Annotated in this window: 31 protein-coding genes; 23 read left to right on the forward strand and 8 right to left on the reverse strand. The window is 54.6% G+C overall.

Translation table 11 applies throughout. From position 1 onward, the window contains the following. Window positions 1–8 precede the first annotated feature (8 nt). Both NLX71_RS06220 and NLX71_RS06225 read left to right on the forward strand, forming a co-directional pair. On the forward strand, window positions 9–587 hold the full coding sequence (locus NLX71_RS06220; protein ID WP_254362618.1) for a hypothetical protein: 579 nt from the start codon (window positions 9–11) through the stop codon (window positions 585–587). A gap of 48 nt (window positions 588–635) precedes the next feature. Next, complete coding sequence (locus tag NLX71_RS06225; RefSeq protein ID WP_254362619.1) at window positions 636–875, forward strand: YkuS family protein; 240 nt, start codon at window positions 636–638, stop codon at window positions 873–875. Between the two features lie 481 nt (window positions 876–1356). On the opposite strand, the gene NLX71_RS06230 is transcribed toward NLX71_RS06225, so the two are convergent. Next, window positions 1357–1665, reverse strand: coding sequence for a hypothetical protein (locus tag NLX71_RS06230; RefSeq protein ID WP_254362620.1), 309 nt, complete (start codon window positions 1663–1665; stop codon window positions 1357–1359). Between the two features lie 63 nt (window positions 1666–1728). Between NLX71_RS06230 and infC the strand changes: the two genes are divergently transcribed. The 3 genes from infC (at window position 1729) to NLX71_RS06245 (ending at window position 4615) form a co-directional block, all read left to right on the forward strand. Further along, window positions 1729–2208: a translation initiation factor IF-3 gene (infC, locus tag NLX71_RS06235; protein WP_254362621.1), complete on the forward strand. Its 480-nt coding sequence runs from the start codon at window positions 1729–1731 to the stop codon at window positions 2206–2208. Between the two features lie 482 nt (window positions 2209–2690). Next, a complete protein-coding gene (gene rarD / locus NLX71_RS06240) occupies window positions 2691–3590 on the forward strand; it encodes an EamA family transporter RarD (RefSeq protein WP_254362622.1) in 900 nt (299 codons plus the stop codon). A 125-nt stretch (window positions 3591–3715) separates the two neighbouring features. Then, complete coding sequence (locus tag NLX71_RS06245; protein ID WP_254362623.1) at window positions 3716–4615, forward strand: aldo/keto reductase; 900 nt, start codon at window positions 3716–3718, stop codon at window positions 4613–4615. Between the two features lie 294 nt (window positions 4616–4909). Here NLX71_RS06245 and NLX71_RS06250 read toward each other — a convergent pair whose 3' ends face one another. After that, on the reverse strand, window positions 4910–5875 hold the full coding sequence (locus NLX71_RS06250) for a cation diffusion facilitator family transporter (protein WP_254362624.1): 966 nt from the start codon (window positions 5873–5875) through the stop codon (window positions 4910–4912). 319 nt (window positions 5876–6194) lie between these two features. On the opposite strand from NLX71_RS06250, the gene NLX71_RS06255 reads away from it, so the two are divergent. The 3 genes from NLX71_RS06255 (at window position 6195) to NLX71_RS06265 (ending at window position 7793) form a co-directional block, all read left to right on the forward strand. Beyond that, on the forward strand, window positions 6195–6971 hold the full coding sequence (locus NLX71_RS06255; protein ID WP_254362625.1) for a DUF1836 domain-containing protein: 777 nt from the start codon (window positions 6195–6197) through the stop codon (window positions 6969–6971). A gap of 321 nt (window positions 6972–7292) precedes the next feature. Beyond that, window positions 7293–7604, forward strand: coding sequence for a hypothetical protein (locus NLX71_RS06260; RefSeq protein WP_254362626.1), 312 nt, complete (start codon window positions 7293–7295; stop codon window positions 7602–7604). A gap of 48 nt (window positions 7605–7652) precedes the next feature. Further along, window positions 7653–7793 (forward strand): hypothetical protein, encoded by a 141-nt coding sequence (locus tag NLX71_RS06265; RefSeq protein ID WP_254362627.1) that lies wholly within the window; start codon window positions 7653–7655, stop codon window positions 7791–7793. Between the two features lie 47 nt (window positions 7794–7840). On the opposite strand, the gene NLX71_RS06270 is transcribed toward NLX71_RS06265, so the two are convergent. Beyond that, complete coding sequence (locus NLX71_RS06270) at window positions 7841–8617, reverse strand: stalk domain-containing protein (RefSeq protein ID WP_254362628.1); 777 nt, start codon at window positions 8615–8617, stop codon at window positions 7841–7843. A gap of 209 nt (window positions 8618–8826) precedes the next feature. Between NLX71_RS06270 and NLX71_RS06275 the strand changes: the two genes are divergently transcribed. Together NLX71_RS06275 and def are read left to right on the forward strand one after the other, a co-directional pair. Then, window positions 8827–9579 (forward strand): DUF2087 domain-containing protein, encoded by a 753-nt coding sequence (locus NLX71_RS06275; RefSeq protein WP_254362629.1) that lies wholly within the window; start codon window positions 8827–8829, stop codon window positions 9577–9579. A gap of 172 nt (window positions 9580–9751) precedes the next feature. Then, window positions 9752–10270, forward strand: coding sequence for a peptide deformylase (gene def, locus NLX71_RS06280; RefSeq protein ID WP_254362630.1), 519 nt, complete (start codon window positions 9752–9754; stop codon window positions 10268–10270). A gap of 65 nt (window positions 10271–10335) precedes the next feature. On the opposite strand, the gene NLX71_RS06285 is transcribed toward def, so the two are convergent. Next, window positions 10336–10551 carry a hypothetical protein gene (locus NLX71_RS06285; protein WP_254362631.1) on the reverse strand — a complete coding sequence of 72 codons (216 nt, stop codon included), beginning with the start codon at window positions 10549–10551 and terminating at the stop codon, window positions 10336–10338. Between the two features lie 126 nt (window positions 10552–10677). Continuing rightward, the gene (locus NLX71_RS06290) at window positions 10678–11541 is read right to left on the reverse strand and encodes a helix-turn-helix transcriptional regulator (protein ID WP_254362632.1); all 864 of its coding nucleotides are present in this window, start codon (window positions 11539–11541) and stop codon (window positions 10678–10680) included. Window positions 11542–11665: 124 nt separating this feature from the next. Here NLX71_RS06290 and fabF point away from each other — a divergent pair, with 124 nt between their 5' ends. After that, complete coding sequence (gene fabF, locus NLX71_RS06295) at window positions 11666–12904, forward strand: beta-ketoacyl-ACP synthase II (RefSeq protein ID WP_254362633.1); 1239 nt, start codon at window positions 11666–11668, stop codon at window positions 12902–12904. An 89-nt stretch (window positions 12905–12993) separates the two neighbouring features. Here fabF and NLX71_RS06300 read toward each other — a convergent pair whose 3' ends face one another. Then, a complete protein-coding gene (locus NLX71_RS06300; RefSeq protein WP_254362634.1) occupies window positions 12994–13290 on the reverse strand; it encodes a hypothetical protein in 297 nt (98 codons plus the stop codon). Window positions 13291–13512: 222 nt separating this feature from the next. On the opposite strand from NLX71_RS06300, the gene NLX71_RS06305 reads away from it, so the two are divergent. Genes NLX71_RS06305 through cysC form a run of 6 tightly spaced genes read left to right on the forward strand, consistent with a single transcriptional unit; the run spans window position 13513 to window position 19133 of the window. After that, window positions 13513–14358: an STM4015 family protein gene (locus tag NLX71_RS06305; protein ID WP_254362635.1), complete on the forward strand. Its 846-nt coding sequence runs from the start codon at window positions 13513–13515 to the stop codon at window positions 14356–14358. Beyond that, window positions 14359–15546, forward strand: coding sequence for an STM4014 family protein (locus NLX71_RS06310; RefSeq protein WP_254362636.1), 1188 nt, complete (start codon window positions 14359–14361; stop codon window positions 15544–15546). It abuts the gene before it with no gap. A 3-nt stretch (window positions 15547–15549) separates the two neighbouring features. Further along, window positions 15550–16335 carry an STM4013/SEN3800 family hydrolase gene (locus tag NLX71_RS06315; RefSeq protein WP_254362637.1) on the forward strand — a complete coding sequence of 262 codons (786 nt, stop codon included), beginning with the start codon at window positions 15550–15552 and terminating at the stop codon, window positions 16333–16335. A gap of 31 nt (window positions 16336–16366) precedes the next feature. Beyond that, window positions 16367–17713, forward strand: a complete 1347-nt coding sequence (locus tag NLX71_RS06320) for an STM4012 family radical SAM protein (RefSeq protein WP_254362638.1) — start codon at window positions 16367–16369, stop codon at window positions 17711–17713. After that, window positions 17704–18606 carry an STM4011 family radical SAM protein gene (locus NLX71_RS06325; RefSeq protein ID WP_254362639.1) on the forward strand — a complete coding sequence of 301 codons (903 nt, stop codon included), beginning with the start codon at window positions 17704–17706 and terminating at the stop codon, window positions 18604–18606. Before NLX71_RS06320 ends, NLX71_RS06325 begins: the two co-directional genes overlap by 10 nt. Beyond that, window positions 18594–19133 carry an adenylyl-sulfate kinase gene (gene cysC, locus NLX71_RS06330; protein ID WP_254362640.1) on the forward strand — a complete coding sequence of 180 codons (540 nt, stop codon included), beginning with the start codon at window positions 18594–18596 and terminating at the stop codon, window positions 19131–19133. The genes NLX71_RS06325 and cysC overlap by 13 nt, the downstream gene beginning before the upstream one ends. On the opposite strand, the gene NLX71_RS06335 is transcribed toward cysC, so the two are convergent. Continuing rightward, complete coding sequence (locus NLX71_RS06335; RefSeq protein WP_254362641.1) at window positions 19127–19300, reverse strand: hypothetical protein; 174 nt, start codon at window positions 19298–19300, stop codon at window positions 19127–19129. The genes cysC and NLX71_RS06335 overlap by 7 nt on opposite strands. 204 nt (window positions 19301–19504) lie before the next feature. On the opposite strand from NLX71_RS06335, the gene NLX71_RS06340 reads away from it, so the two are divergent. Then, entirely contained in the window at window positions 19505–21301 is a 1797-nt protein-coding gene (locus NLX71_RS06340; RefSeq protein ID WP_254362642.1) for a M3 family oligoendopeptidase, read from the forward strand. Window positions 21302–21519: 218 nt separating this feature from the next. Here NLX71_RS06340 and NLX71_RS06345 read toward each other — a convergent pair whose 3' ends face one another. After that, window positions 21520–22872, reverse strand: a complete 1353-nt coding sequence (locus NLX71_RS06345; protein WP_254362643.1) for an LLM class flavin-dependent oxidoreductase — start codon at window positions 22870–22872, stop codon at window positions 21520–21522. Between the two features lie 204 nt (window positions 22873–23076). On the opposite strand from NLX71_RS06345, the gene NLX71_RS06350 reads away from it, so the two are divergent. The 5 genes from NLX71_RS06350 to NLX71_RS06370 all read left to right on the forward strand — a co-directional run bounded on the left by NLX71_RS06350 (window position 23077) and on the right by NLX71_RS06370 (window position 26474). Then, a complete protein-coding gene (locus NLX71_RS06350; RefSeq protein ID WP_254362644.1) occupies window positions 23077–23238 on the forward strand; it encodes a hypothetical protein in 162 nt (53 codons plus the stop codon). Between the two features lie 72 nt (window positions 23239–23310). Beyond that, window positions 23311–23805 carry an S-layer homology domain-containing protein gene (locus tag NLX71_RS06355; RefSeq protein ID WP_309248920.1) on the forward strand — a complete coding sequence of 165 codons (495 nt, stop codon included), beginning with the start codon at window positions 23311–23313 and terminating at the stop codon, window positions 23803–23805. A 295-nt stretch (window positions 23806–24100) separates the two neighbouring features. Continuing rightward, a complete protein-coding gene (locus NLX71_RS06360; RefSeq protein ID WP_254362646.1) occupies window positions 24101–24886 on the forward strand; it encodes a methionine ABC transporter ATP-binding protein in 786 nt (261 codons plus the stop codon). After that, window positions 24883–25551, forward strand: a complete 669-nt coding sequence (locus NLX71_RS06365) for a methionine ABC transporter permease (protein ID WP_254362647.1) — start codon at window positions 24883–24885, stop codon at window positions 25549–25551. The genes NLX71_RS06360 and NLX71_RS06365 overlap by 4 nt, the downstream gene beginning before the upstream one ends. 53 nt (window positions 25552–25604) lie before the next feature. Further along, a complete protein-coding gene (locus NLX71_RS06370) occupies window positions 25605–26474 on the forward strand; it encodes a MetQ/NlpA family ABC transporter substrate-binding protein (RefSeq protein WP_254362648.1) in 870 nt (289 codons plus the stop codon). Window positions 26475–26500 lie beyond the last annotated feature (26 nt).

Below are 26500 nucleotides of genomic sequence, written 5' to 3' on the forward strand. Positions count from 1 at the left end.
AAGTTACCTTGTTTGACCCGACGATATTCGACAATTTAAAAGTAGTGCTCGAAGGACATTTGTACGATTTGGATGCGGAGCAAATGATCCGGGTCATCGGCCGGGAGGATTTCATCGATCTGGCCAGCATGAAACGGATATTCAGCATGCGCATCCGACGCGACGAAGGCTGCTGTCAAGCGGAAATTAGCATGACCAGCGTGTTGTCCGACTTCGCCGGGGAACGGTTCCGGCTCGTCGAAGCCGGTGAGCGACCCGGCGCCAAGCTGGCGCTCCGACTGGAGATGCCGCTCAGCCACTGCGAGCACGCGGCGGAGCTCCACCGAGCCATGGCGGACCGATGGGCGGAGGAAGCCCGAATCCGTCACGAAAGGTCGGCGGAATTCGTTCCGGACGACGACCCAGGATGTTCGGGAGGCGAGTTTTCGGATGAAAACGGCGCTTACCGGATACATATCGAGTTTATCCGTAAAATCGATGAAAGCCATATCGGCGATATGGAAAGCCTGCTTACCCATCTGGTCGACAGCTTGGCCGATGCGGACGAGGTTGGCGAGCGGAAGAGGAGGGGGCGCGACAGCGAATAAAAACAGCCGGAGCTCGGTATACTACAATCTGGATAAGGAGGGAAGATCATGGCGAGAATTGCAGTGGAAAACAGCTTGCAGGATGTAAAGGACGTGCTGCAGCAGAACGGGCACGAAATCGTATCCGTCGATAACGCGAATTTGCAAAATTGCGACTGCTGCGTTATTTCCGGACAGGACAAGGACGTACTGGGCATCGCGGAAACCGCAACGAAAGCTTCAGTTATCAATGCTCAAGGCATGACATCCGACCAAATTGTCGAACGAGTGAACCAAAGCTTAAGCTGATTCGCCCCGCGTTCCGCCAGCCATCGGCGGACATGCCGAAAGGACCGGATTCCATCGAAGCCGGTCTTTTCGGCATGTAAAGAATAGTTTCGTGGAGCTGCAATTGCACTATGTATGGGTGCTCGAGGTTTGCGGATATGCTGGATGTTCAGGTTGTGCGGATTCGCGAAGTAGGTGGGGCTGATCATGCATGCAGACGACAAGTGCGTGAGGCTGAAAGTATATACAGTGAAAAATAAAGGAACTGCGATGCGTTAAGCGGTACGTTGGATCGTTCGTCGGGGTTTAGAGGAAGCAGGATGATTTGTCGGGGAGTGCTGGAAGCACGTTCTCATAGCAGTGGGAGTGCTGTTCGTTCCTGCGGCCACTTAGTGGATGGGCTTCAGGACGAGGTTTCGATGCCAGTCGGGAGCGGAACACGCCGGGTGCGAGCCTGCGAGTTGCAGGCCCAACTGTGACTCCAACTCCGGCGATGCCCGGTTTACCGTCCGGACTTTTGACGCTTCGCGATTTCTTGCGTAACGACGAAAGCCAGATCTTCGTTGCCGAACATGGACAGGACACCGAGCAGCGTATCGTCCGGCACTTCCCCGGCTTCCTCCTTCGGCACGGTGAGCTCCAGCGCTTGCTGAAGCGCGGGGTTTGCTTCCTGCTGCGGGTAGGCGCACTCATACAGCGCGACGGGATCGAGGCCGTGGTTGATGCACCACTGGGCGAACGCGAGAATCATAATATTTTCGTCCCGCTGATAATTGCGGATGACTTGCTCTTCGATTTCTTTGCGGTTCATTGAAAAATCTCCTTCTAAGCGGTAAGATGGGTTCATTATATCGAAAGTTCAGGTGGGTTCACAATGATTCTTAATGAAAAAATTAAAGTGTCCGAAGTTCATTTAACTGGAGTCGACGGCGAAGATTTCGGCATCGTCCCTACGGTCGAGGCGCTGAACATGGCCCGGAAGCTCAAGGTCGACTTGGTCTGCACGTCGCTCATGAGCAGCCCGCCGCCGTGCAAGCTGGTCCGCGCTGGCGCGGCGAAACAGGAGGAGCAGCAAGCCCGCAAGCGCGAGCGGGCGCCGAAGCTGAAGGAAATTCGTCTGACGCCGCAGATCGAAGAGCACGATTACGAGACGAAGAAGCAGCAGGCGGAGCGGATTTTGAAATCCGGGGACGCCGTCCAATTTGTCGTGCGGATTCAAGGCAAGGAAGGGGCCCAAGCGAAAGCGCTGCTTGAATCGCTGCTGAACGATTTGGCCGCGAGCGGTCGCAAGAAAACGGGCATCCAGCTAAGCGGGAAGCAAGCGGCTGTTCAAGTCGATCCGTTGACCGATTAGGGCTGCGGGAAGCTGGCCGTTCACGGTCTGGAGCAGCTTCGTGCTGTATTTCCGGTCGGTGACGGCGGCGGAACGAGGTTGCCGAGGGTGAGCCGTTGCGGCAGGCGGTATGTAGCGGTTGTGATAGGAACCCTCCTTTTTCCTGGTTTCCAATAACTTGAATTTCCGCTATAATCACATTCATAGGCATTTTAAAAGATAAGGTCGATAGAAAAAGGAGCTGATCGAATGATTGCAACTTTCATTTACACGATAACCAAATTTCTTTCCATGGATTTAAACGGGACGGTTCTTCCCTTGTTAGCGGTCGTTTTCGTCTTCATTACCTTGTGTTATTTTATCGATAAAGGTATCCGCAGACAGTCCCGATAAAAACGCATCAATCATCATTCATCGGACGTGCTTGCCGGATATCCGGATGGGGAGTATAATGGATTCTTTGGTCATTCCGATGACATAGAAATAGAGAGGGAGAGAGAAACGTGAATGCTGGGATCGGTTATGGGCTGCTGGCTTACCTTGCCTGGGGCCTTTTGCCGTTGTTTTGGAAAACCTTTAATTCCGTATCGTCGGGAGAAATCTTAGGTCACCGCGTTGTGTGGTCCTTCGTATTCGTTGCGCTGCTGCTGTTGATCGGCGGCCGTTGGAAGGCGCTCAAGAGCGCTTTTTCCGAGCGCAAAAATGTGTTGCCGATGGTGGTCTGCTCCCTGCTGATCAGCCTCAACTGGCTTATCTTCATCTGGGCCGTCAACCACGACCGCGTTGTCGAAACGAGCCTGGGCTATTACATCAACCCGCTGATCAGTGTGCTGCTTGGGATCTGTTTCTTGGGCGAAAGGCTTCGCGCGGTACAATGGGCGGCCATGGCGATTGCTACGACCGGGGTAGCCATTCTGACCTTTAGCTACGGATCGGTTCCTTGGGTATCGTTGGTTCTGGCGCTGAGCTTCGGAGTGTACGGGCTCGTCAAAAAGAAAATGCAACTCGAGCCCATGATTAGCCTCGGAGGAGAAACGATCGTCGTGCTGCCTGTGGCCGCCGTTTATTTGCTGGTTGTTGGGATGACAGGCCAATCGACGACATCGTCGTTAAGCATGGGCTACCAACTGCTGCTGGCGCTGTCGGGGGTGGCGACGGCGATGCCGCTGCTGTGGTTTGCCCAAGCGGCTCAAAGGCTGTCGCTGACGACCGTCGGATTCTTGCAATATTTGGCTCCGACCATCAGTCTCATTCTGGGTGTCGCTTTATACGACGAGCCGTTTACGACCGTGCACCTGATCGGCTTCTGTCTGATCTGGAGCGCGCTGCTGCTGTTCACGCTGAGTTCGCTGAAAGGCAGGCTCGCGATGCGTGCGACGGATACCGGAGTGCAGAAGGGATGAGCTTCATGGAAGCCGGTTCGACCGTTTGGTTCGGCCGGCTTTTTGTTTTTCCTTCCGCTTGTGGCTTACAAAAGAGTAAATATTTGTTAATATAAAGTTGATCCGAAGCGAAGGGGTGACAAGTTATGGAAAGACGTCAGTTAGGAAATACGGATATGCAGGTCAGTATGCTTGGTTTCGGCGGAGCGGAGATCGGGTTTGAAGCCGCTTCCGTATCAACCGTGGAGCGGTTGCTCGATTCGGCGCTGGATGCGGGGTTGAATATTATTGATACGGCGGAATGCTATAAAGGGAGCGAGGAACTGATCGGACAAGCGGTCAGTCACCGCCGGAAGGACTATTATCTGTTCACGAAATGCGGACATGCTTCCGGCTTTGCCATTCCGGACTGGGACCCGGATCTGCTCGTGCAAAGCATTGACCGCAGCTTGAAGCGGCTGAAGACGGATTATATCGACTTGATTCAGCTCCACAGCTGTTCGGAACAATTATTGAAGCAAGGGGACGTCATTGAGGTGCTTCAGCGGGCGCGCGAGGCGGGAAAAGCGCGCTACATCGGCTACAGCGGCGACCGCGAGGCGGCGCTGTATGCGATTCGTTGCGGGGCGTTCGATACGCTGCAGACGTCGGTCAATATTGCGGATCAGGAAGCCGTAGAGCTTACGATACCGGAAGCCGTTCAGCGGGGAATGGGCGTCATTGCCAAGAGACCGCTCGCAAAGGTGGCCTGGCGGACCGGCGAGAAGCCCGTTTCGGCTTATTATGGGCCGTATTGGGAGCGGTTACAGCAGCTTCGTTACGATTTTTTGCACGGAGACTTGGAGCATTCGGTCGAAATCGCTCTGCGGTTCACCCTGAGTATTCCCGGCGTGAGTACAGCCATTGTCGGCACGGCGAAACCGGACCGCTGGGTGCGGAACGCGGAGCTGGCGAGGAAAGGCGTCCTGCCGGAAGCGCAGCTGCAATCGATTCGCAGCCGTTGGCGCGAAATCGCGTCCGGACAGGACTGGAGGGGGCAAAGGTAATACGTCAGGCATCAATGGCCCGCTCCGAGCGGGCTTGCCTGGGAAATTTCGCCAGTTATTTCAGTTCCTCTTTTGCAATCTTTATTGTTCTATTAGGGATAAAACAAGTTGAATTTTCCACATCAATATTTTTTGATACATATACTTTCCATTTTTTTGAATACCAAAATCTTTTTTTTAATTTGGTAAAAAAATTTGATACTTTTTTGGAACGCGATACCGATCGGGATTATTTTATGAATGCGCAGGAAGCCTTGGCTTACGGCTCATCGACGAAATTTTGTACCGCGACGTTTAAGGATTAAGCTCCGGTCTCCAATCCCGAACGCCGTTGTCTTCGAGAATGTCGAGCGTAACGTCGGTAATGTCCGGATCGCTGAGCAGCATCGCTTTCAAGCGGAACTTAATATCGTCGGCGTCCGCCAGCGTCAGGCCGACGCGAAGCTCTACATAGCCGTCGACGTGATACGTCCGGCCTTCCTGTAGGATGCGGAGTCGGTTAATGTCCCGAACATCCGGGTCGGCCAGCAGCAGACCCGCGACCCGGTCCTCCACAGCTTTCGGCGCCGCTACGCCGATCAGACCTACCATATTGTCATAGCCGACCTTGAACGCTACACCGACCATGAGAAATCCGATCAGGATCGTGGCGATTCCGTCCAGCATTTTGAAATCCGACAGCTGCGTGACGATGACCGCAATCAAGGCAAGAGCCGCGCCCAACGTCGCGACGATATCTTCATAGAAGACCAGCCGGGTAGGAGGGGCGGATCGACCGACATTCCGAAATGCGGCCGGGATGATCGCAAGTCCTTTGGCTTTCACTCGCGCTTCGCGGACAATTTCTTTCATTGCCTTCCACAGGATGGCGCCGTCGATCAGGATGGCGATCAGCAGGATGACAAAGTTCAGCCAGAAATTCGAAGCTTCCGCCGGGTGGGCCAGCAGACGAAAGCCTTCCAGAATTGTTTCGTAAGCCATGAAGGAAACGACCATCACTGCGACCATACAGAACAGATTGATCACACGGCCGAAGCCGGTGGGAAACCGCCGGGTCGGCTGTTTTTCCGCGAGCACGCTTCCGGCAAAAACAAACCCCTGGTTGATCGCATCCGCTACCGAGTGCATGGCCGACGCGTACATGGCGCCGCTTCCGCTAAGCGCTGCGGCGATTCCCTTGGCAAACGCGACCGCCGTATTTCCGAGCGCCGCCATTAAGGAAGAAGTGTTTCCTTTTTTAAGTAAAGCCCATAACCCCATCGTTTGCTCTCCTCGTCGTTTTCGAGTTTGATACGTTTATTTCCGGCTGCGGCTTAATCGTTCCTGGTGTGACCCGTTTGTTTCAGCAGCAGAAGCGTCATGATGAACTCTCGCTTTATAAGTTCTTATGAACCTATATTAAGACCTTTTTCGTTGAATAACAAAGTCCATTTTGAAGCGTTCCCGGCGAAATAACGTCAGAAATGAGAAAGAGAATGTCGTAGGAAGCTCAATCTTAGCGGGATGAGCTTTTTGACATTCTTACTACAAAGTCTTATGATTGGTTCAATTGAACTTGTTGTTACAAAGGGGCTCGCTTATGGAAACCTTTTATTTGACGCGAAAACAAATGGCCGGCTTGCTGATGTCTCTTGCAGGGAAGACGGATCGGACGCCGCTCGCTACGCTGCAGGAGGCCTGGGCCAAATCGCACCGGTTCGACATGGAGCACGGAAAGACGCTGGGGGCGTTCGTATCCACCTCGCTGCCGCCGATCTTCGAGAAGCTGATCAAGATGAAAAGCACGGGCGAAGGCTTTTCGTTAACCGATATCGTTGCGCTCGGCAATCAGATCGAATACGCGCAGTATTCGGTCACTTCGGTACAAAATTGGGTGAAGCGGGATTTCAAGTCGCTGATTCCTTCGCCGAGACTGGGGAAAAAATATTCGATCGACCAAACCGCCGTCCTGTTCATTATCGACGATTTGAAGGCGACGCTCGATTTCGAGTCGATCCGCAAGCTGCTGATGCTTGTCTTCAACCACCCGGACGACGATGCTTACGATGTCGTTTCCCCGCTACGGCTGTACGCCGCGTACTCCTCGATCTTTGAAGAGCTGGACCAAAACAACGACCAAGTGCTGGACCTGTCCGGGCACGACAGCGGCCTGCGCAACCATGACCATATGCTGGAGCATTTAATCAAGCAAAAGGCAGACGAATATGCCGGGGCGGTGGAGGGATTGAGCGACGGGCAGAAGAAGCTGCTGAGCCATACGATTTTTATCGCTATGGTGTCGGTGCAGACCTCGTATTTTCAATCTCTCGCTAAACGTTATTTGAACGCAACGCTGTTTTTGCAAGACTTGGTGTAATTCGGCAAGCTCGAAATATCCCAGCTAATCAAAATAGCTCCAGTGACGCCTGTGATGGAGTTCATGCAGTACACTTTGGCCTCGTGGTGAAGAGCTTGACGTCCCGGCTAGGCCGCGGAATTTGCATGTACGAAAAAATAAATGAAAAGGGATGACGCCATGAAATCCGATTTTCGGGAAGTAAAATTGTCAGAATTAAGCGATATTCAAGTTGATTATTTTATTGGGCCGTCAAAGACCGTGAAATATTGCAATATTATAATGATAAAATACTCGGGCGAGTACGGCTTCGGCTCTCAGGGGAACAGCGATGCAGTATATATGAAAGCGATGGGCCAAGCGGCACTTGAAGCTTGGAGAGTGAACGCCATTATTCTGGACTGGTCCGATCTGAAGTACGAATGGGGAGATATGCTGGAGCTGGCGCTGGATATCGATACCGGCTGCTGCGGGCCGGCCCTGCCCATGGCGGTCATCGTAGGCCCGTCTTGCAAGGAGGCCGTCAGGACGCTACTGCTTGGAATCCATAGCGATAAAGGGCTGGAAACGATCGAATGGGTGTTCAAGAATAAAGACGAGGCGATCGATTATATCGAAAAACAATTGCAGAAAGCCGATGCAACTGCAAGATGAGACACCGGATAAGCAGAAATGAAGCGTCTGGCAAGGAAGAAAATTAACTTGAACAAGCAGCAATATGTGATGTTCACGGCGATAGCCTATCAAGCCGCCCTATTCGGAGAAGAAATCTATAGGACGAATACCTATATGGCAACGGTTAAAGAAGGGTATTTTTTCACGACCAAGGCCGTAAATGAATGAAAAGCCCCGGAAAGGGGCTTTTGTATGCTTCATGCGACAGATGGGGATTAATAGTTTAGCACATTCTTGGACCATTCGGCGTATCCTTTGGAGGATTTCTCTCTTGCGCTTTTGGCGGAATCGTTGGCTTTTCCATTGTTATTTAAATATTCGTTATAATCGTTTGCTTTTTTGTCCCGAATGTATTTATCGAGATATTCCAATGCAAGCTGATAATGCCGGGCGCTCTCTTTATAATCGGTGAGGATAGACCTAATCTGGTTCGAATCGATGCCATGCGTAACGAAATCGTCATAGACACTTTCCGTTGTTTCCTTACTTAGATTTGTTAGCGTTTCATTGGCTTTGTAGTAGCTTGTCTTGGCATTGGTAATTAAGGAGGAGGCCTCCGCTTTCCCTGCATTCATGGCATCGGCAGTCAACCGGATGATTGTGCGGGCGGAATCCAACGATTCGCCGAGTGTCTGCAATTTCAAGTAAAGCTCGGCTGTAGCAGCATATTTCTGAAGCTTCTTTACATCGTTTTGCTGCTTCGTGATCTCGGATTTGTCCGCTGCTGCAGGAGGCTCGGGGAGCTTGACATCCACCTGATAAGCGTCGCCGTCCCATGTCACGGAAGCCCCAAGCTGCCGCAGCAAAGAAATCGGCACGAGCGTGTTGCCGTCATAGATCATGGCAGGCACTTCGCCCGCTTCGAGCGGCTTCCCGTTCGACGTTACTTTCACGATCGGATTTCCTTTGTAATCCCCGTTCAATCCGGAGGCGTTTACGACTCCGGCCATCAGAATCAGGGTGGCGGACAAGACCGCAATCTTCTTCTTCATGGTTTTCCCTCTCTTATTCCCCATCGGCTGGGGGACTGGCTAATAACTGGATAACCATCCTAATTATCTATATTTTCAGCGGGTTTGTTTAATGACGGGCTGCTAAGCGACGAGATAGAGCAGAGGCATTCTGCAAAAGTTGACATACATATAAACGCTAATGTAATATGTCCATCATAAGGTAAACGAGATGAGGATGTGTTTGTGTTATGCAGCTGTCTGAACAGTTTTGGAATGCATCGCTCGAAGCGTTGAAGCGGGGTTACGTCGAGGAGACGGACTGTTATATTTGCTTGCTCTGCGGCAAAACGGTGGAGAAGGGCATTATTTATCCGGACGAAGGCACGCTCTACGAGGCGGAACGTTATACACGGGTTCATATTGAAAACACCCATGGCTCCGTGTTCGAATATTTGATCGCACTGGATAAAAAGCTGACCGGGCTGACCGACCATCAAAACAGTCTGCTTCGGCATTTTTACCAAGGGATGAGCGATGCGGACATTCAGAAGGGAATGGGCATCGGCAGCGCGTCCACCATCCGCAATCACCGCTTTGCTTTGAAGGAAAAAGAACGCCAGTCCAAGGTGTATTTGGCGATGATGGAGCTGCTGAAGGAAAAGGACAAGCATGCTCCGGCCTTTGTCGAGCCTCACAGAACCGCCAAAATGGTAGATGAGCGATACAACATAACAGCGGAAGAAATCGAAGAGATTTTGCAGAAATATTTTCCCAAGGGTACGGATGGGCCATTAAAGACGTTCCATCTACAGGAAAAGCATAAGCTTGTCATACTGAGAGAGATCGCTAAACGGTTCGAAAGCGGGCATGTCTACAGCGAGAAGGAAGTCAACGAATCTTTGAAGGCCGCATACGACGACTTCGTTACCATACGGCGTTATCTCATCGAATACGGTTTTTTAGACAGAAAACCGGACGGAAGCCAGTACTGGTTGAAGTAACGGTTGGGAGAAAAAAGGAATTAGCCATGAATCGGCGAGCGGGGATACAATCGGGAAAAGCAAGTGCGCGAGCTGCACGGCTTTGGACATGTACCCCGAACGACTTGTGGGTGCATACGCCGGCGCAAGTCAATAGCGCGTCCATTTAAAAAAGAAAAGAGGCATTAACGTTATGGCTGAAAAAACAATCCTGCCGTTCGGCGACCCGGTTCTTCGCAAAAAGGCCAAGCCGGTGGAAGAGGTAAATTCAAGAATCATTAAGCTGCTTGACGATATGGTCGATACGCTATATGCCGTAGAGGGCAGGGCGGGACTTGCTGCGCCGCAGATTGGATTTTTGCGCAGGGTGGTTGTGATGGACTGCGGCGACGGACTCATTGAACTCATCAATCCGGTAATGCTGGAAATGTCCGGAGAGCAGATCGGGACGGAAGGCTGCCTGTCGCTTCCCGGGCATTCCGGTATCGTGAAGCGGGCCAATCAAGTCAAGATCAGCAGCTTGAACCGGCAAGGCGAGACGGTCGTTCTCGAAGCGGAAGGGTACCTTGCGCGCTGCATTCAACATGAAATGGACCATCTGGACGGGGTGCTTTACATCGATAAGATTGAAGGGAATGCACTCATCCACGACGAGACGGGACGCAAGGTCAATGTGTTCGACATTATCCGTCTTTCTAAGCCTGAGCATTAATGAAGCAGAAACCCAAAAAGAAACAGCCCGGACTTGTGTTCAAGTACCGGGCTGTTTCGCGTGTACTACCTTTTTATCATCTCGAAAAACTCGCACAACTCCCTGCGGTAATAAGCTACATCGCTGACCCCGGACTGAATCACGACCGTATCGTTATCGAAGCGGGTGATGATCCCGCCGGAACCGACCACATGGTCGTCTTGAAAAACCCGGATCGATGCTTCGCGTTCCATCGCTTCCTGAAAATCCGCATCGTTTACCAATCTATGATTGCGCGCCATCGTTGTTCTCCTTCGTCGTTAAGCTTTGTCCATTGTACCATATTTGCGAAGAATCATCAGAGTATGCAATGGTGAAGGAGTAAGGAGCGGCGAGCGGGAAATCATTCTCACCGCCGCCGGATTAGCTCAGTCCGATTGATCGGGGGTGCTTAAGCTGCGCTCCATCAACTGCTTCAGCTTCGATTCCGTCGAGGAATCGGGCGTAGGAGTATATATGCTGCACCGCAGGTCAGAACTCCCTTGTACCTGCAGCGAGGTAAGGTGAAACAGCATCTTGCCCGCTTTGGCATGCCTGAATTCGATTAACACCTCCGGCGCCGAGCTGACCTCGCTTTGCTCCCATAGCCGGTCGAAATCCGGGTGGACCTCCTTCATCTCCGCAAGAAAACGCTCGTACCATTCGTCCTCAACGTATTGCCCGTAATACGCCCGGAAAATAGCAAGAAAACCGCGGACAAAATGCTCCCAGTTGACGGCGAGACGTTGGAATTCTTTTTGTGTAAACAGCAGCCGGATTATATTCCGCTGTTCGACCGGGATATGTTGGAAATTGAGAAACACATGGGAAGCTGCTTCGTTCCAGCCGACAATATGGCAGCGGCGGTCAGAGATAATGGTCGGACAAAAGCGCAGCTCCTGCAAAATTCTTCTCAACGAAGGGCTGATCTCGGGCAGCTCTTCTATTAGCGTATGGGCACCCGATCCGGTTTCCAGAGCAAGCGAAAACAAATATTTCCGCTCGTCTACCGTTAATTGCAGGGCAGCGGCGACGCAGTCCAGGACCGATTTGGACACTTTGATATCCCGTCCTTGCTCAAGCCATGTGTACCATGTGGGGCTGACCCCGGCAAGTTGGGCGACTTCCTCGCGTCTTAAGCCCGGGGTGCGTCTGCGGGTTCCCACTGGAAGTCCGACCGTTTGCGGAAGCACTTTAGCCCGTTGTGCCTTCAAAAAAGCCGATAACGCCTGAAGCCTCGTTTGATGATTCATTTCGGTTCCGCCTTTTGGTTTCGTTAACATGGTAGTTATTATACTATAATAAACTGCAACTTGTAATAGGATAAAAACTGTGACAACATAGGACTTAACCGATGAACGAGAGGGAGGAAATACGATGGAACGAGTCGTGTTAACGGGGATGGGGGTTATCTCGCCGCTTGGAAATGAAGTGGAAACCTTTTGGAATCGTTTGTGCCGGGGGGAATCGGGGATAAGCCGGATCGATACGTTCGATACGTCCCGCTTTAAAACGAAAATTGCGGGGGTCGTCCGGGAATTTGACGTCGATGCCCGGTTCGGCCGCAAAGAAGTGCGGCGGATGGATCGGTTTTGTCAGTTTGCTTTGGCTGCTGCGGAACAGGCGTTGGAGGATTCAGGGTTAACGCTTGACGAAATCGATCGGGAACGACTTGGCGTATATGTAGGATCGGGCATCGGAGGCATTCAAACGCTGCTCGAACAGGACGGTATTCTCCGTAATCGGGGACCGGAACGGGTCAGTCCGACGCTGGTACCGATGATGATATCGAATATGGCCGCAGCGATGATCAGCATAAAATATGGAGCTCTGGGCCCAACGCTGTCTCCGGTAACGGCATGCTCCATAGGAAACACCGCCATCGGCGAAGCATTCCGTTTAATCCGGGCGGGCGGCGCGGACGCGATCATTGCCGGTGGTGCGGAAGCCGCCGTAACGCAAATATCGCTTGCCAGCTTCGGCAACGCGACCGCTTTGTCCGGCCGAAACGACGAGCCTGCCAGAGCAAGCCGTCCGTTCGATGCGGGACGGGACGGGTTCGTCATGGCCGAGGGGGCGGGCATTGTGGTACTTGAATCGCTCTCCCATGCACAGCGTCGGAACGCTCGAATCTACGCAGAAGTGATCGGTTACGGGGCCAGTTCCGATGCCTATCACATCGTCGCCACCCATCCGGAGGGGATCGGGGCTTATCAGGCTATGAAATCGGCGCTTCGCGAAGCGGCTGTAAACCCCGAGGAAGTGGAGGTTATCAGCGCGCACGCGACGAGTACGGAACTGGGGGACAAGTCCGAAACGATGGCGATCAAGAAGCTGTTCGGCGAACATGCCTACCGGATTCCGGTCACCGCCAACAAGTCCATGACCGGCCACATGCTGGGAGCGGCCGGCGGGGTAGAAGCCATTGCTCTGGCCAAGAGCCTGGAGCAGGGAATCATTCCTCCCACGATCAATCTGGAACAGCCGGACCCGGATTGCGACTTGGACTATGTGCCGAATGAAGCGCGTCAAGCCAGCCTGAAGATCGGGATATCGAATTCCTTCGGATTCGGCGGGCACAATGCGGTCATCGTGCTAAAAGCCTTTGCGGAATAACTTAGTACAAGCATAAGCATAAAGGTCCGTTGCGGAACGAAGGGACAACCCCGGAGAACGCGCGGACTTTTGTATTTAATCTTAGTTTTTTAGGAAGCTTCCGTAATTTTCTGATTACTAAGCTTGGCTTTAATCATTTTGATTCGCTGTTGGGCGTAAAACTCGCATGCCGCTTCACTCAGGCTGCTGAGAGGAACTTGTAGCTCGGTATGGTTGTCGATAATGATCATCGATCCGTTTTCGAAAAATTTAAAAGTAAGATCGGTCCAGAATGACTCGGACGCATCCAAAATTTTTTCGATCTGTTGCTCCGTGAGCTGTTCTCCATTTTCGGCCATGACATTCTTGTAGTAGTCCCGTTCGATAAATCTAACATTCGTCACCATCGTATCTACACTCCTCTCAGGAAATAGGAACATGCGTTCTTGAGCTCTATTATACCAAACATTTGTTCGTAGTCAATACAATTTACAGAAAATTCTCTTAAGTTTAGTATAAATGTCTCTCGACTCGTTATCTTCGGCACAACGCATGGATATTCGGATTGACGAAACAAAAATCAGATGATAGTTTAGAAAAGAGTATGGCATATTGTGGGAGGGCTATCGATGACAGAAGTCCGTTTGGAAATCAGCCACGACGAACACGAAGATGGAATACGCATGGAGCAGTTGATCGAGCAATTGGCTGCGAAGCCCGAGAGCCGGGAGGTGGTAGAGCTGACGATCGGCTCATGGGGACAGGCCTATGAAGAAGGTCCCGACACGTTCATGGATACATTGATCGGACATAAGGACGCTTTTCCGGCCTTGCGCAAGCTGTCCATCGGCGATATGGACTCGGAGGAATGCGAAGTTTCGTGGATTATGCAGACGAATCTGGCTCCGCTGCTGGAGGCGTTTCCGCAGCTTACTTCGTTCCGTATTAAAGGCAGCACGGACTTGTCCTTGAAGCCGTTGAAGCACGAACGGTTGGAAGAATTGGTAATTATCTGCGGCGGCCTAAGCAAAGAAGTGCTCGCCGATATCCGCGACGCCGAGCTGCCGGAGCTGAGAAAACTGGAGCTTTATCTCGGCGTAGACAATTACGGTTTTGACGGCGGCTTGGAGGATGTTAAACCGCTTATGGAACCGGGGTGCTTTCCCAAATTGACTTACCTCGGTCTGAAAGACAGCGAGATTCAAGACGAAATCGCAATTGAGATTGCGGATTCGCCGATCCTCGATCAATTGCATACGCTCGATTTATCGCTGGGAACCCTTAGCGACAAAGGCGCCGAAGTGCTGCTGGCGAGCGAACGCGTCCGGAAGCTTTCGTTCCTCGACCTGAATTATCACTACATGTCGGACGAGATGGTAAAACGCTGGCAAGCGTCGGGCATGTCCGTCGATGTCAGCGACCAGCAGGAGATCGACGATGACGACGACTGGCGTTACCCGGCGGTTACGGAGTAAATGGCCCGTCCGCTGATTGTTGTTGGCAATCCCGGCAACCGGAGGACGACGATGCTGCAGGAAGCGCGACGGAGGCTCGGGATGTCTCCGGCACAGATCGTGCCGTATCTCGATCTGCTGCAGGGCCGCGTTCGCTGGCGGGAAATCACAGGCGGCGAGCCTGTCCTTGTCCGGCTGGACTCGCCCGGCGAGCATTTCCCGGTGGAGCGCGAACTGATCGCGCTCGGTGCTGCTGACGGCGGGCAAGCGGACGAGCTGTTCCCATTGCCGGAGTTTCTCCCGATGCCGGTCATCTCGGCGCAAGCGGCCCGGAACTTGCCCGAACAGCCGGGACGCATCTACTATCCATCGCAATGGTTTCGCGGATTTTGCCGGATGCTGTCCGGGCTTCGCGCCGACTTGGCCGAAACGGCGCCGGAAGCGCGCTGGACGAACGATCCGCAGGAAATCGCGGTCATGTTCGACAAGCGCCGCTGCCATAGGCTGCTCAGCTCCCGAGGCGTGCCGGTGCCCCCGGCTCCGGGGGAGGCTGGCTCTATCCGGGGTTACGATCAGCTCCGCGAAGCGATGGAGCGGACCGGCATGCGGCGCGTCTTCGTCAAGCTGGCGTTCGGCTCCTCGGCCTCCGGGATACTGGCTTACCAGATGAATCCGACGACCGGAGCGGAGCTGGCCGACACGACAATCGGCTTCGAACGCCTTGGGTACGAGCGGGTATATTATAATTCGCGCCGTCTTCGCAGATACCGGGAGCGCCCAATCATCCGTGAAATTATCAATTGGCTGGGCGCTCAAGGCATGCACGTCGAGCAGTGGGTGCAGAAAGCTTCGCACGACGGCCGGGCATTCGATATCCGCCAGCTCGTCGTCGGCGGCGAAGCGTGCCACCGGGTTGCCCGGCTCAGCCGCACGCCGATCACGAACCTGCATCTGCGCAATGAGCGGGCCGGTCTGGAGGAGCTCGGGCTATCCGCAGCCACCGTTCAGGCGGTGGCTGCGGCCGGGGAGCAGGCGGCTTCGCTGTTTCCGCGTTCCGCTGTGGCAGGGATCGACGTGCTTCTCGCCAAGGGCGCTTTGCGTCCTTATATCGTCGATATTAATCCGTTCGGCGATCTGCTGCTGAACGTTCGTTACGAAGGCATGGACACCTACGAATGGCAAATGACCCGCATGTTAAAGGATGAATGAAGCATGACCATCAATATGAATGACATTGTCGGCACGCACGACATTTTGTTTGTGACGCTTGACACGCTTCGCTACGACGTGGCGAAGCTGGAGGAAGAGAATTGCCCCAATCTGTGCGGCACGGGCGGCTGGGAAAAGCGTCATACGCCAGGCAGCTTTACGTATGCCGCGCATCACGCGTTCTTCGGCGGTTTTTTGCCGACGCCTGCGAATACGGACAAAGCCAGCCATGTCCGGCTGTTCCACTCGAAAAATACGGGACTGCCGACCAATTCGAACACATGGCTGTTCGATACGCCCGACATCGTTTCCGGCCTTGCTAAGAAAGGGTACCGGACGATCTGCATCGGCGGCGTTATTTTTTTTACGAAAAAAGTGGCGTTGGCAAAAGTATTACCGTCGTATTTTCAAGAGAGCTACTGGCGTCAGACGTTCGGCGTAACGAATCCGCGCTCTACCGAGCATCAGGTGAATCATGCGCTGAAGCTAATCGGCTCGGCCAACCCGGACCAGAGGCTGTTTCTCTTCATGAACGTGAGCGCCATTCACGGTCCGAACCATTATTTTGTACCCGGAGCCAAACGCGATTCGGTGGAAACCCAGCGGGCGGCGCTGCGCTATGTGGACGGACAGCTTGGAAGGCTGTTCGAGGCGATGCGCGCGCGGGGCAAGACGTTCTGCATCGTCTGCTCCGACCACGGAACCGCTTACGGCGAGAACGGCTATCACGGCCACCGGCTGGCGCACGAGGTCGTATGGAACGTGCCGTACCGGGAATTTATTCTATAGACATAACAGCTATCAAAAGGAGGGACATCAAGTGGAATTCCGGGAATCAGAAGACATCCGGCGCTGGTCGGAGCAAATCGCCGCATCGCCATACCGGTCTTACTTGTACTCCTATCCGCATAAAACGGCCTATCGCGAACTGAATCCGCCGCTGCCGCTGCACGAGCTGTGGAAGCGCGAGAGCGGGGAGTCGTTCTTTTTATATATGCACATTCCGTTCTGCGCGGCCCGGTGCGGGTTCTGCAATCTGTTTACGCTGCCCGACCGGAGCGCTGATGCGCACGAGCAGTATGTTGCTGCATTGGAACGTCAGGCGAGGCAGTGGGCACCCATGGTTTCTCACCGGCCGTTCTCCCGCTTTGCGATCGGCGGCGGGACGCCGACACTGCTGAACGAGCGGCTGATCGAACGTTTGTTCGATATCGCAGAGCAGGTGATGGGGCTCGATCCGGACCGTGCCTCGATCTCCGTCGAGACGTCCCCGGATACCGTGACCGATGCGCGAATGAAGCTGCTGAAGGAGCGAAAGGTTGACCGGGTGAGCATGGGCATTCAAAGCTTCATCGAAGCCGAAGCCGCTGCGATTTACCGCCCGCAAAAGCCGGGTGAAGTGATGCGCGCGCTCGAAGTGCTGAAACGGCACGACTTTGCCGTGCTCAATCTCGATCTGATTTACGGGCTGCCGGGCCAGACGGTGGAGTCGTGGCTGTATTCGCTGGATCGGGCGATGGAATATGAGCCGGAGGAAATTTTCATTTATCCGCTGTATACGCGTGAGAATACGATCTTGAAGCCGGAGGAGCTGCGTCGCAAAGGGCAGGATCACCGGCTGGATATGTACCGAGCCGCTTACGAGCGCTTGAAGGAGAAAGGCTATGAGGCGTTCTCAATGCGGCGTTTCGCCAAGCCGGACGCGAAGTCCGAAAAGAACCTGCTGCCTTACGGCTGTCAGGAGGAAGGGATGGTCGGTCTCGGCTGCGGCGCACGTTCGTACACGAGGGAGGTGCATTACGCTTCCCGCTACGGCGTAAGCTACAAGGCGACGCAAAGCATTATCGCCGACTACATCTCTGCGTCAAGCTACGATACGGCCGATTACGGCTACGTCTTGAACCTGGCCGAGCAGCAGCGCCGTTTCGTTATCAAGGCGCTGCTCCACCGCGAAGGGCTGGAGCGGCGCGCTTATGAAGCGAGGTTCGCCAGCGATCCGTTCGCCGACCGTCCCGAGCTGAGCCGGCTGCTGGCCGACGGGTTCGCCGTACTGGAAGACGGTACGATGCGTCTGACGGACGAAGGCATGGCTTATTCCGATGCGATCGGCGACTGGCTGATCTCGCCGGAGGTCAGGGAGCGGATGGAGGAATTCGTATGCGTGTAGGCACGACGTTATACTACCGGGGCGCGTTATCCTCCTGCAACTACGATTGTCCGTATTGTCCGTTCAGCAAAACGACGGACAGCCGCGAGACGCTGGCGAAGGACAAGGCGCAGCTGGAGCGGTTTGTGGCATGGGTCCGGGAACAGGGGGCAGACGGCAGGCGTCTGTCCCTCTTCTTCAATCCGTACGGTGAGGCGCTCGTCCACCGGTGCTACCGCGAGGCGTTGATAGAGCTGTCTCATCTAGAGCACGTCGACAAAGTGGCGATCCAGACGAACTTGTCCGTCAAGCTGGATTGGACGAACGGGCTCAACAAGGAAAAGGCGGCGTTCTGGGTCACGTATCATCCCGGCCAAACGAGCGAAGCGTCGTTTCTGGCCCAGTGCACACAGCTTTACGACAAAGGGATATCCTTCAGCGTCGGCTCCGTCGGAATCAAAAGCTACCTTGAGCCGATCCGTTCGCTGCGCCGCGCGCTGCCTCAGGAGGTTTACTTGTGGGTGAACGCGTACAAGGACCAGCCTGCGTATTATTCGCCCGAGGAGATAGCGGCCTTTCGCGAGATCGACCCTTATTTCGATTGGAACGTGCGGGACTATGACAGTATAGGGAAGCCTTGCGCCACGGGAAGCCGCGTATTTTTCGTTACGGGCTCGGGGCTGGTCAAGCGCTGCTATAAGGACCGGGGAGTGATCGGGAACTTGTACCGCGACGGCTTGGAACGATTATCCACGGAGAGGCCGTGCCGGATGAAAACGTGCGGCTGCTATATCGGCTACGTGCATATGCCGGAGCTGTCGATGGAGTCGATTTACGGAAAAGCAATATTGGAACGGGTCCCAAGCATGGATGCGCGATATGCTGCGAAGGAGGCGTCGCCATGCGGTTTTTGAACGAAAAAGAAGGCGCGGTCCTTTGGTTTACCGGGCTGTCCGGCTCGGGGAAGACGACGACGGCGCGGGAGGCGGCCTCCGTTCTGCGCGAACAGGGACGCCGGGTCGAATGGCTGGATGGAGACGAGCTGCGCAAGACGCTGTCCAGCGATCTGGGCTTCACGCCCGCCGACCGGCTTGAGCATATCCGTCGGATTGTCGAGCTTGCGAAAACACACGCCGATAGCGGCGCAATCGTGCTCGTATCGGCCATCACGCCGTACCGCAGCATGAGAGCTTACGCGAGGTCGGTACTGCCGCGGTTCATGGAAATTTATGTAGAGTGTCCGCTGGAGGTATGCGAGCAGCGGGACGTCAAAGGGCTGTATGCCAAGGCTCGGCTCGGGCTGATTCCGAATTTTACCGGCATATCCGACGCCTACGAGCCCCCGGAGCATGCGGAGCTTACGATTCATACGAATGAGCATTCTCTGACGCATAACGTGGAGAAAATCATGCTGGCGCTGCGCTCGTTGGACGGTCATTGATTTTTCTCATAAAGGCGGATCGGTTTGCGGATTTCTGCGTAATTTTCATCGATATCCTGTTTGAGCGATTCCAGAAGATGCAGGGCTTCTTTTTGCTGCTGCTCGTCAGCGATGGATCGGAGGAGCGTCTGAAGACGGTCCAGTCTCGTTTTCGTTACGAATCTCATGTATGTCCTCGCGATCTGCCTCAAGCCGTTGTTTTCTAAAATGATTCGCAGCCGTTCACCGCTTTCAGGCCGGGCAACGCGGCGTATATCTGAATGGAGAGTTTCCGGAAGGGATAATTGACCGTGTGTAGAATAACATGAAGTGCGCAGTTTTGTGCGGTATTATCCGTCTACATATTCTCTTATCCGAAAGGGGTTCGTTGGATGAACCGACCTTTGCAGCAAACTTGGGATCTGGACGTTTTTTTCCCGGGAGGCAGCGACTCTTTCGAGTTCGCGCAATATTTGAATGCGCTTGAAGTCGACACGAACCGCTTCCGCAGCGAGCTGGACGCTTTGCCGTCGCCGCAGACCGCTGAAACTGCCGTCGTATTGCAGCGCTTCGTGGAGCGGCTGCAGGACTTGCAAAAACGGCTGCGTCAAGCAGCAGCCTTCATCATCTGCTTGTCCGCGCAAAATCAGGCGGACCGGGGGGCCGTTCGGCTAGGCGGCCGGTTGGACGGCATTCAGGCGAACTACCAGTCCGCCATGACGCGCTTCGACGTACTGCTTATGGAGATGCCGGACTCCGTATTCGCCCAGTGGGTCGGCAGCGAAGCGATGATAGCTCTCGCCTTCAATCTGGAGGAACGCCGGACGCAGGTAAAAGACAAGCTGCCGCTGGAGCAAGAAACGTTAGCGAACGACCTGGCCGTGGACGGCTACCATGGCTGGAGCGCCTTGTACAATACGATCGTGAAGCAGATCCGGCTTCCGTACGAGAAGGACGGGAATACGGTCATGCTCTCAGCCGGGCAGTTTTTCAACCGGATGCTTAAAGAGCAGGATCGTCAGAAACGGGGACGCCTGTTCCGGCAATGGGAGGAAACATGGACGGCTCAGGAAGATTTTTGCGCCGATACGTTGAACCGTATTGCAGGCTTTCGCCTCCAGTTGTACAAGCACCGGGGCTGGGATTCGGTGCTTCGAGAGCCGCTGGAAAACAATCGGATGACCGGGAAAACGCTGCTGACCATGTGGGAAGTGATCGAGAAGAACAAGCCGGTCTTTATTGCTTATCTGGAGCGGCTCGCCAAGCTGATGGGCGTGGAGCGCCTTGCCTGGTCCGATCTGAATGCGCCGCTTGAAGGCAAGAATGCGAACATCTCCTACGACGAGACTGCCATGATGATCGAGGAGCAGTTCCGCCGGTTCTCGCCGCAGCTCGCCGACTTTACCGTGCGCGCGTTCGAGGAGCGGTGGGTGGAGGCGGAGGACCGCCCGGGCAAACGGCCCGGAGGTTTCTGCGCCTCGTTCCCGGTCAGTAAGCAGAGCCGGATCTTTATGACTTACTCCGGGGCGGGGAACCTATCGACGCTGGCGCACGAGCTTGGCCATGCGTTTCACCATTATGTGATGAACGAGCTTCCGCCGATGACTGGGCGCTATGCGATGAACGTGGCGGAGACGGCTTCGACCTTTGCCGAATTGATCGTCAGCAATGCTACGCTGAGGCAGGCGGAGACGCGGGAGCAGAAGCTGTTCCTGCTGAATGATAAAATTCAGCGGGCCGTCACCTTTTTCATGGACGTCCATGCGCGGTTCCTGTTCGAGACGCGGTTCTATGAGGAGCGCAAGGCCGGACTCGTCAGCCCGGACCGGCTGAACGAGCTGATGATCGAGGCTCAAAAAGACGCGTTCTGCGACGCTCTGAGCGAGTACCACCCGCATTTCTGGGCGGCGAAGTCGCACTTTTACCGGACCTCCGTGCCGTTTTACAATTTCCCGTACACGTTCGGCTCCCTGTTTTCCTCGGGCATCTACTCGCTTGCGCGTCAGGAAGGCGAATCGTTCGAGGCGCGGTACATTGCGCTGCTTCAAGACACCGGCCGCTTGACGGTCGAGCAGCTGGCGAGCAAGCATTTGGGGGTGGACTTGGAGCAGCCGGAGTTTTGGCAGCAGGCGGTCGAACTTTCCATCGAAGATGTGAAGCAGTTCCTCGCTTTAACGGAAGAAGGCTAAGCTACGGAAGCGTGGACTTGACCGACGTAGTGAACAATCAAGAAGACGCCCGGAAGCTGGTCGAGCAGGTGAAGGACAAGCTCAGCTTGTTGCAAAAAATGTAAACGGATGATCTCCTTGTCCGGCAAGACGACCGCCGCCATGCATCAAACGAAAGACCGGAACTCCTTCCTTCGCAGGATGGGGCCCGGTCTTTCGTTATTCTTTCATCATGCAAGCTATAGCTGCGCCTGCTCCGCTCTGGCGGCGGCGAACCGATTCTGCGGCTTCGGCAGGTGAAAATGGTCTCTCAGCGTACTGCCCTCGTACTCCGTACGGAACAGCCCTCTTTGCTGCAGCAGGGGGACGACGTGTTCCACGAAATCCTCCAAGCCTTGCGGAAGCAAGGGCGCCATCAGCATAAAGCCGTCGGCGGCTCTTTCCGTAAACCAGGTTTCCAGCGTATCCGCAATTTTCTCCGGCGTGCCGACGAAGTGGTCGCTGCTGAACGAACCGGTCAGCAGGGAATAAACCTCACGCAGTGTAGGGTTTTCCCGCGCAATGACTGGGCGGTGCTTGATGTAATCGGATTTCGTCTCCGGCAGCCGATCCAGCCCGAAGTCCGCCGCTCTCGAATCGAGGGTGGCTCCCGTAAAATCGACGCTTTTGAAATAGTCGGACAAGAAGCCGATGCCCGTCTCCTCGGTAATGCAGGACTCCAACTGCTTTAGCTTCCGCTGGGCCGCTTCCTCCGTTTCGGCGATGACCGGAGAGATGCCCTGCAAAATATACACGTCATCGGCCGACCTTCCCGCAGCAGCGACCTTGCTTTTGAAGGAACGGTAAAACCGCTTCGCATCGTCGATATCGTATTTGATGGAAAACACGACCTCCGCCGTGCTTGCGGCAAAGCTTTGCCCGGATTCGGAATTGCCAGCCTGCACGAGGACAGGATGGCCCTGCGGGGAGCGGCCGATGTTGAGCGGACCTTGCACGACGAAAAACTCGCCTTGGTGGTTGATGCGGTGCAGCTTGCTCCGGTCGAAAAATTGACCGCTCTCCTTGTCGCGGACAAAAGCGTCGTCCTCCCACGAATCCCACAGTCCTTGAACGACTTCGAGGAACTCCTCCGCGCGCTTATAGCGCAGCGAGTGCTCGTAATGCTCCTTGCCTCCGAAGTTGAGTGATGTATTTCCAGACAGGTCGCGGGTCGTGACGATATTCCAGCCGACCCGGCCTTTGCTGATATGATCGGCCGACATGAAGAGACGGGCCAGATTGTACGGCTCGATATACGAGGTGGAGGCGGTGGCGACGACGCCGATCTTCGAAGTGGCGCCCGCCAGCGCGGTAATGAGCGTGACCGGTTCGTAGCGGTTCAAAATATTCGGATGAGACGCTTCGTTGATCGCGAGGCTGTCGGCGATAAAGGCGATATCGAATTTTCCGCGTTCGGCCAGCTGCGCGAGACGCTTGTAATAATCGATGTCGATACTCGCATCCGGGTGGGCTTCGGGATGCCGCCACGAAGCGACATGCATGCCGGTGCCGACCAAATAGGCGGACAGTTTGATTTGTCTTGTTCGGGTCATAAGCTATACCTCCATATATCCGAGTTAATCAATATGATTAATTTGTTATAATTTAGCATGATCTTCTCGCCCCGTCAATTCCTCCTTGCATCCCGGTCTAAAGTCCAGCAAATCCCTAGCCGTTTGTCGGAATTTATTTCCAGCCCGATGTTTTATGATCAAGAGCGAGGAAATAATTTACATGCGAGAGGAATGACGATTCCCATGAAAGGACTGCTTCGCACAACCAAGCTGCCTGTCGTACTGTCTGCGGCCTTGCTCGTCAGCTTCACCGCTTCCGCCGCCTCTGCCGTCTCCGTTTCGCCGGATGATGAATCTGCACAAGGACCGTCCGATGCGAAAGAGGTCGAAGCGTTACCGCTATGAGCTCAGCACCTCGAAAAAGCTGAACGTGCCGAAGCCTTTCTCCGACGTGCGCAAAGAGGACGGGCCCCCCACATCGAAGCCTTGCAGCTGCTTAATCTCGTCAAAGGCAAGGCGGACGGCACGTTCGGCCCGGCGGAGCCGATCACGCGCGGGGAATTTGCGGCGCAGACGGCAGGCTTGCTGTTTATGACACTGTCCAAGAGGCCTGTGGCCTTTGCGGATACGCAGAATCATCCGGCGGCGGCCGCGATTCAAACGCTGTATGAGCTAGGGGTGATCCAAGGCTCATCCCAGTCCGCTTTCGAGCCGGATAAGCCGATCACCCGTCAGGAGGCGGCAGTCATCGTGGCGCGGACGATTCAGCTCGGCGTCGCTTCGCCGATGGATGCGAAGCTGAGCAGCCATACCGAGCTTTGGGCACTCGACGGCGTCAAGCAGATCGTCGCGCTTGGCCTGTACGGGCCTGAAGTGAAGGAAGCAGCGGACGGCTCCGTCGATTACAAGTCACAGCAGCCGATGCTTCGTTCGGAGACGGCGGCGTTGTTCGCAAAAGCATTGTCCAATTAAGTCAAGCAAGCAGCCGGAGGGAAGCAGGGCATCCGCGGAGCACGCCAGCATAGGTGTGATCCCCGGATGCTCGGAGAAGCTCCGGCTGCTTTTTCCCGCGGTAAGTTCCGTGCTAAAAGTTCTTGACAGCACCCAGTCCATCCTTTAAATTAAATAAATATAATCGGTATAGTCGGAATTAAAAACGACAACATGTACGATGAGTTGACCAGTCCACTGGAAACTAAGCTTTCCCCGAGCTATGGCAGCGGGGCGACGCTTGGTTTTTTTATTTTCTGGAAAAGCAGGTGAAGGCATGATCGTCATTCGCAATCTCAGCAAATCGTACAAAACGTCGTCAGGCGCATTTCCTGCACTTCAGAACGTCAGCTTGCAGATCGAAAAGGGGGATATTTTCGGCATTATCGGCTTCAGCGGTGCGGGCAAGTCGACGTTGATCCGCTGCCTCAACCGGCTGGAGGAGCCGGACTCCGGCAGCGTCGAGATCGAGGGCACGGTCATTACGGACTTGAACGGGAAGGATCTGCGGCTGGCTCGGCAAAAAATCGGCATGATTTTTCAGCAGTTTCATCTGCTGGACGCCAAGACCGTGTACCAGAACGTCGCGTTTCCTCTGCACGTCGCCGGGCATCCGAAAGCGCACATACGCGGGCGTGTCCGGGAAATTCTCGACCTTGTCGGTCTGGGCGATAAAGAGAACGCCTATCCGTCGCAGCTCAGCGGCGGCCAGAAGCAGCGGGTCGGCATCGCAAGAGCGCTCGTTAATGAGCCTGACGTGCTGCTCAGCGACGAAGCGACGTCGGCGCTCGATCCGCAGACGACCTACTCCATTCTGGAGCTGCTGAGGGACATTAACCGCCAGCTAAAACTGACCGTCGTTCTGATCACGCATGAACTCGACGTACTGCAGCATATTTGCCGCAGCATGGCGGTGATCGAGAGCGGCAAAATCGTCGAGACAGGGCCGGTTGACAAGCTGTTCCTGAATCCCGAGAGCGATACGGCGCGCCGATTCGTCCGCATTCTGGAGCATTACCGCGACAGCCGGTATGTGATGGAAGGAGTGGGAGCGGGAATATGAGAGACGATCTGATCGAGCTGCTGCTGCAAGGTCTTGGCGAAACAGTCTACATGGTGCTCTGGTCTTCCGTCTTCGCGCTCGTGCTCGGCATTGCACTGGGCATTACGCTTGTCGTAACGGAGAAGGGCGGCATCCTGGGAGCGCCGCTGCTGCACAAAATCTTCGGGACGGTCATCAACAGCGTTCGTTCGCTGCCTTTTATTATTCTGATCATTCTGCTGCTGCCGCTTTCCAGGCTGATCGTCGGCACCTCGCTCGGTCCGACGGCCGCCATCGTGTCGCTTTCGATCGGTGCTGCGCCCTTTCTGGGCCGGGTGATCGAAAATTCGCTCAAGGAAGTGGGTGCGGGCAAGATCGAGGCCGCCAAAGCGGTCGGCGCCTCGCCGCTCACGATCATTTTCAGGGTGCTGATTCCCGAAGCGCTGCCGGCGCTTGTCCGTGCGATGACGATTGCGGTCATTGCGATTACGGAATTCACCGCCGTGGCCGGCGCGATCGGAGCGGGCGGTCTGGGCAGCCTGGCCATACGCTTCGGGTACCAACGGTTCCGTGAGGACGTTCTGATCGCAACCGTTCTGCTCATCATCGTCTTGGTTCAGCTCATCCAATGGTCGGGCGACTACATTGCCAAATCGATCGACAAGAAGCGTTACAAGCTGGATTGAGCGCAGACATCGCGTTAGTGAAGTCACTTTAATTATAGAAAGTAGGCGTAGGTATGGGGAAAAAAGGTCTTTTCTCTCTCGCATCCATCTTGGTTGTTATCGGTGCCATCGTTTCGGGCTGCGCCTCGGGCGGCACCGCGCAGGCCCCGGACACGAAGTCTGTGGCGCAAGGCAGTGCAGCCAGCACGGTCAAGCCAATGAAAGAAACGACGCTGAAAATCGGCGCGGCCGCCGTGCCGCATGCGGAAATTTTGAACTTCGTCAAGCCGAAGCTGAAGGAGCAAGGGGTCAACCTCGAAGTGGTCGTCTATGACGACGAAGGGCAGTTGAATCCTGCGCTGAAAGACAAGCAGATCGATGCGAACTACTTCCAGCACGTTCCTTATCTGGATTCGGTCAAAGGCGAGAAGGGCTATGATTTTGCCGTCACGACCAAGGTTCACGTGGAGCCGATCGCCTTCTATTCGAGCAAGCTGAAATCGAAGGACGAGATCAAGGAAGGGGCGCGGATCGGCATTCCGAACAACCCGTCCAACGAATACCGCGCGCTGGCGCTGCTGCAGCAGCAAGGGCTGATCAAGCTCAAGGATGGCCTGACGACATATGAAGCGACGCCCAAGGACATCGCGGACAATCCGAAAAAGCTGAAATTCGTCGAAGCCGATTCCGCAACCTTGCCTCGGTCGCTTCCCGATCTGGAAGGCGCGATAATTAATACGAACCTCGTGCTGGAAGCCAAACTTGATCCGAAATCGGCCTTGTTCCGGGAAGATGCGAAATCGCCTTACGCCAATGTCATCGTCGTTCGCAAGGGAGACGAGACGCGGGACGAGGTGAAAAAGCTCGACGCCGCTTTGACGACGCCGGAAGTGAAGAAGTTTATCGAAGACAAGTATGGCGTTGCGGTCGTTCCGGCATTTTAGAAAAATTTACGCTGGCTGTTGATTTC

This window comes from Paenibacillus sp. MZ04-78.2, assembly GCF_024213375.1.
Lineage (GTDB): Bacteria > Bacillota > Bacilli > Paenibacillales > NBRC-103111 > Paenibacillus_G.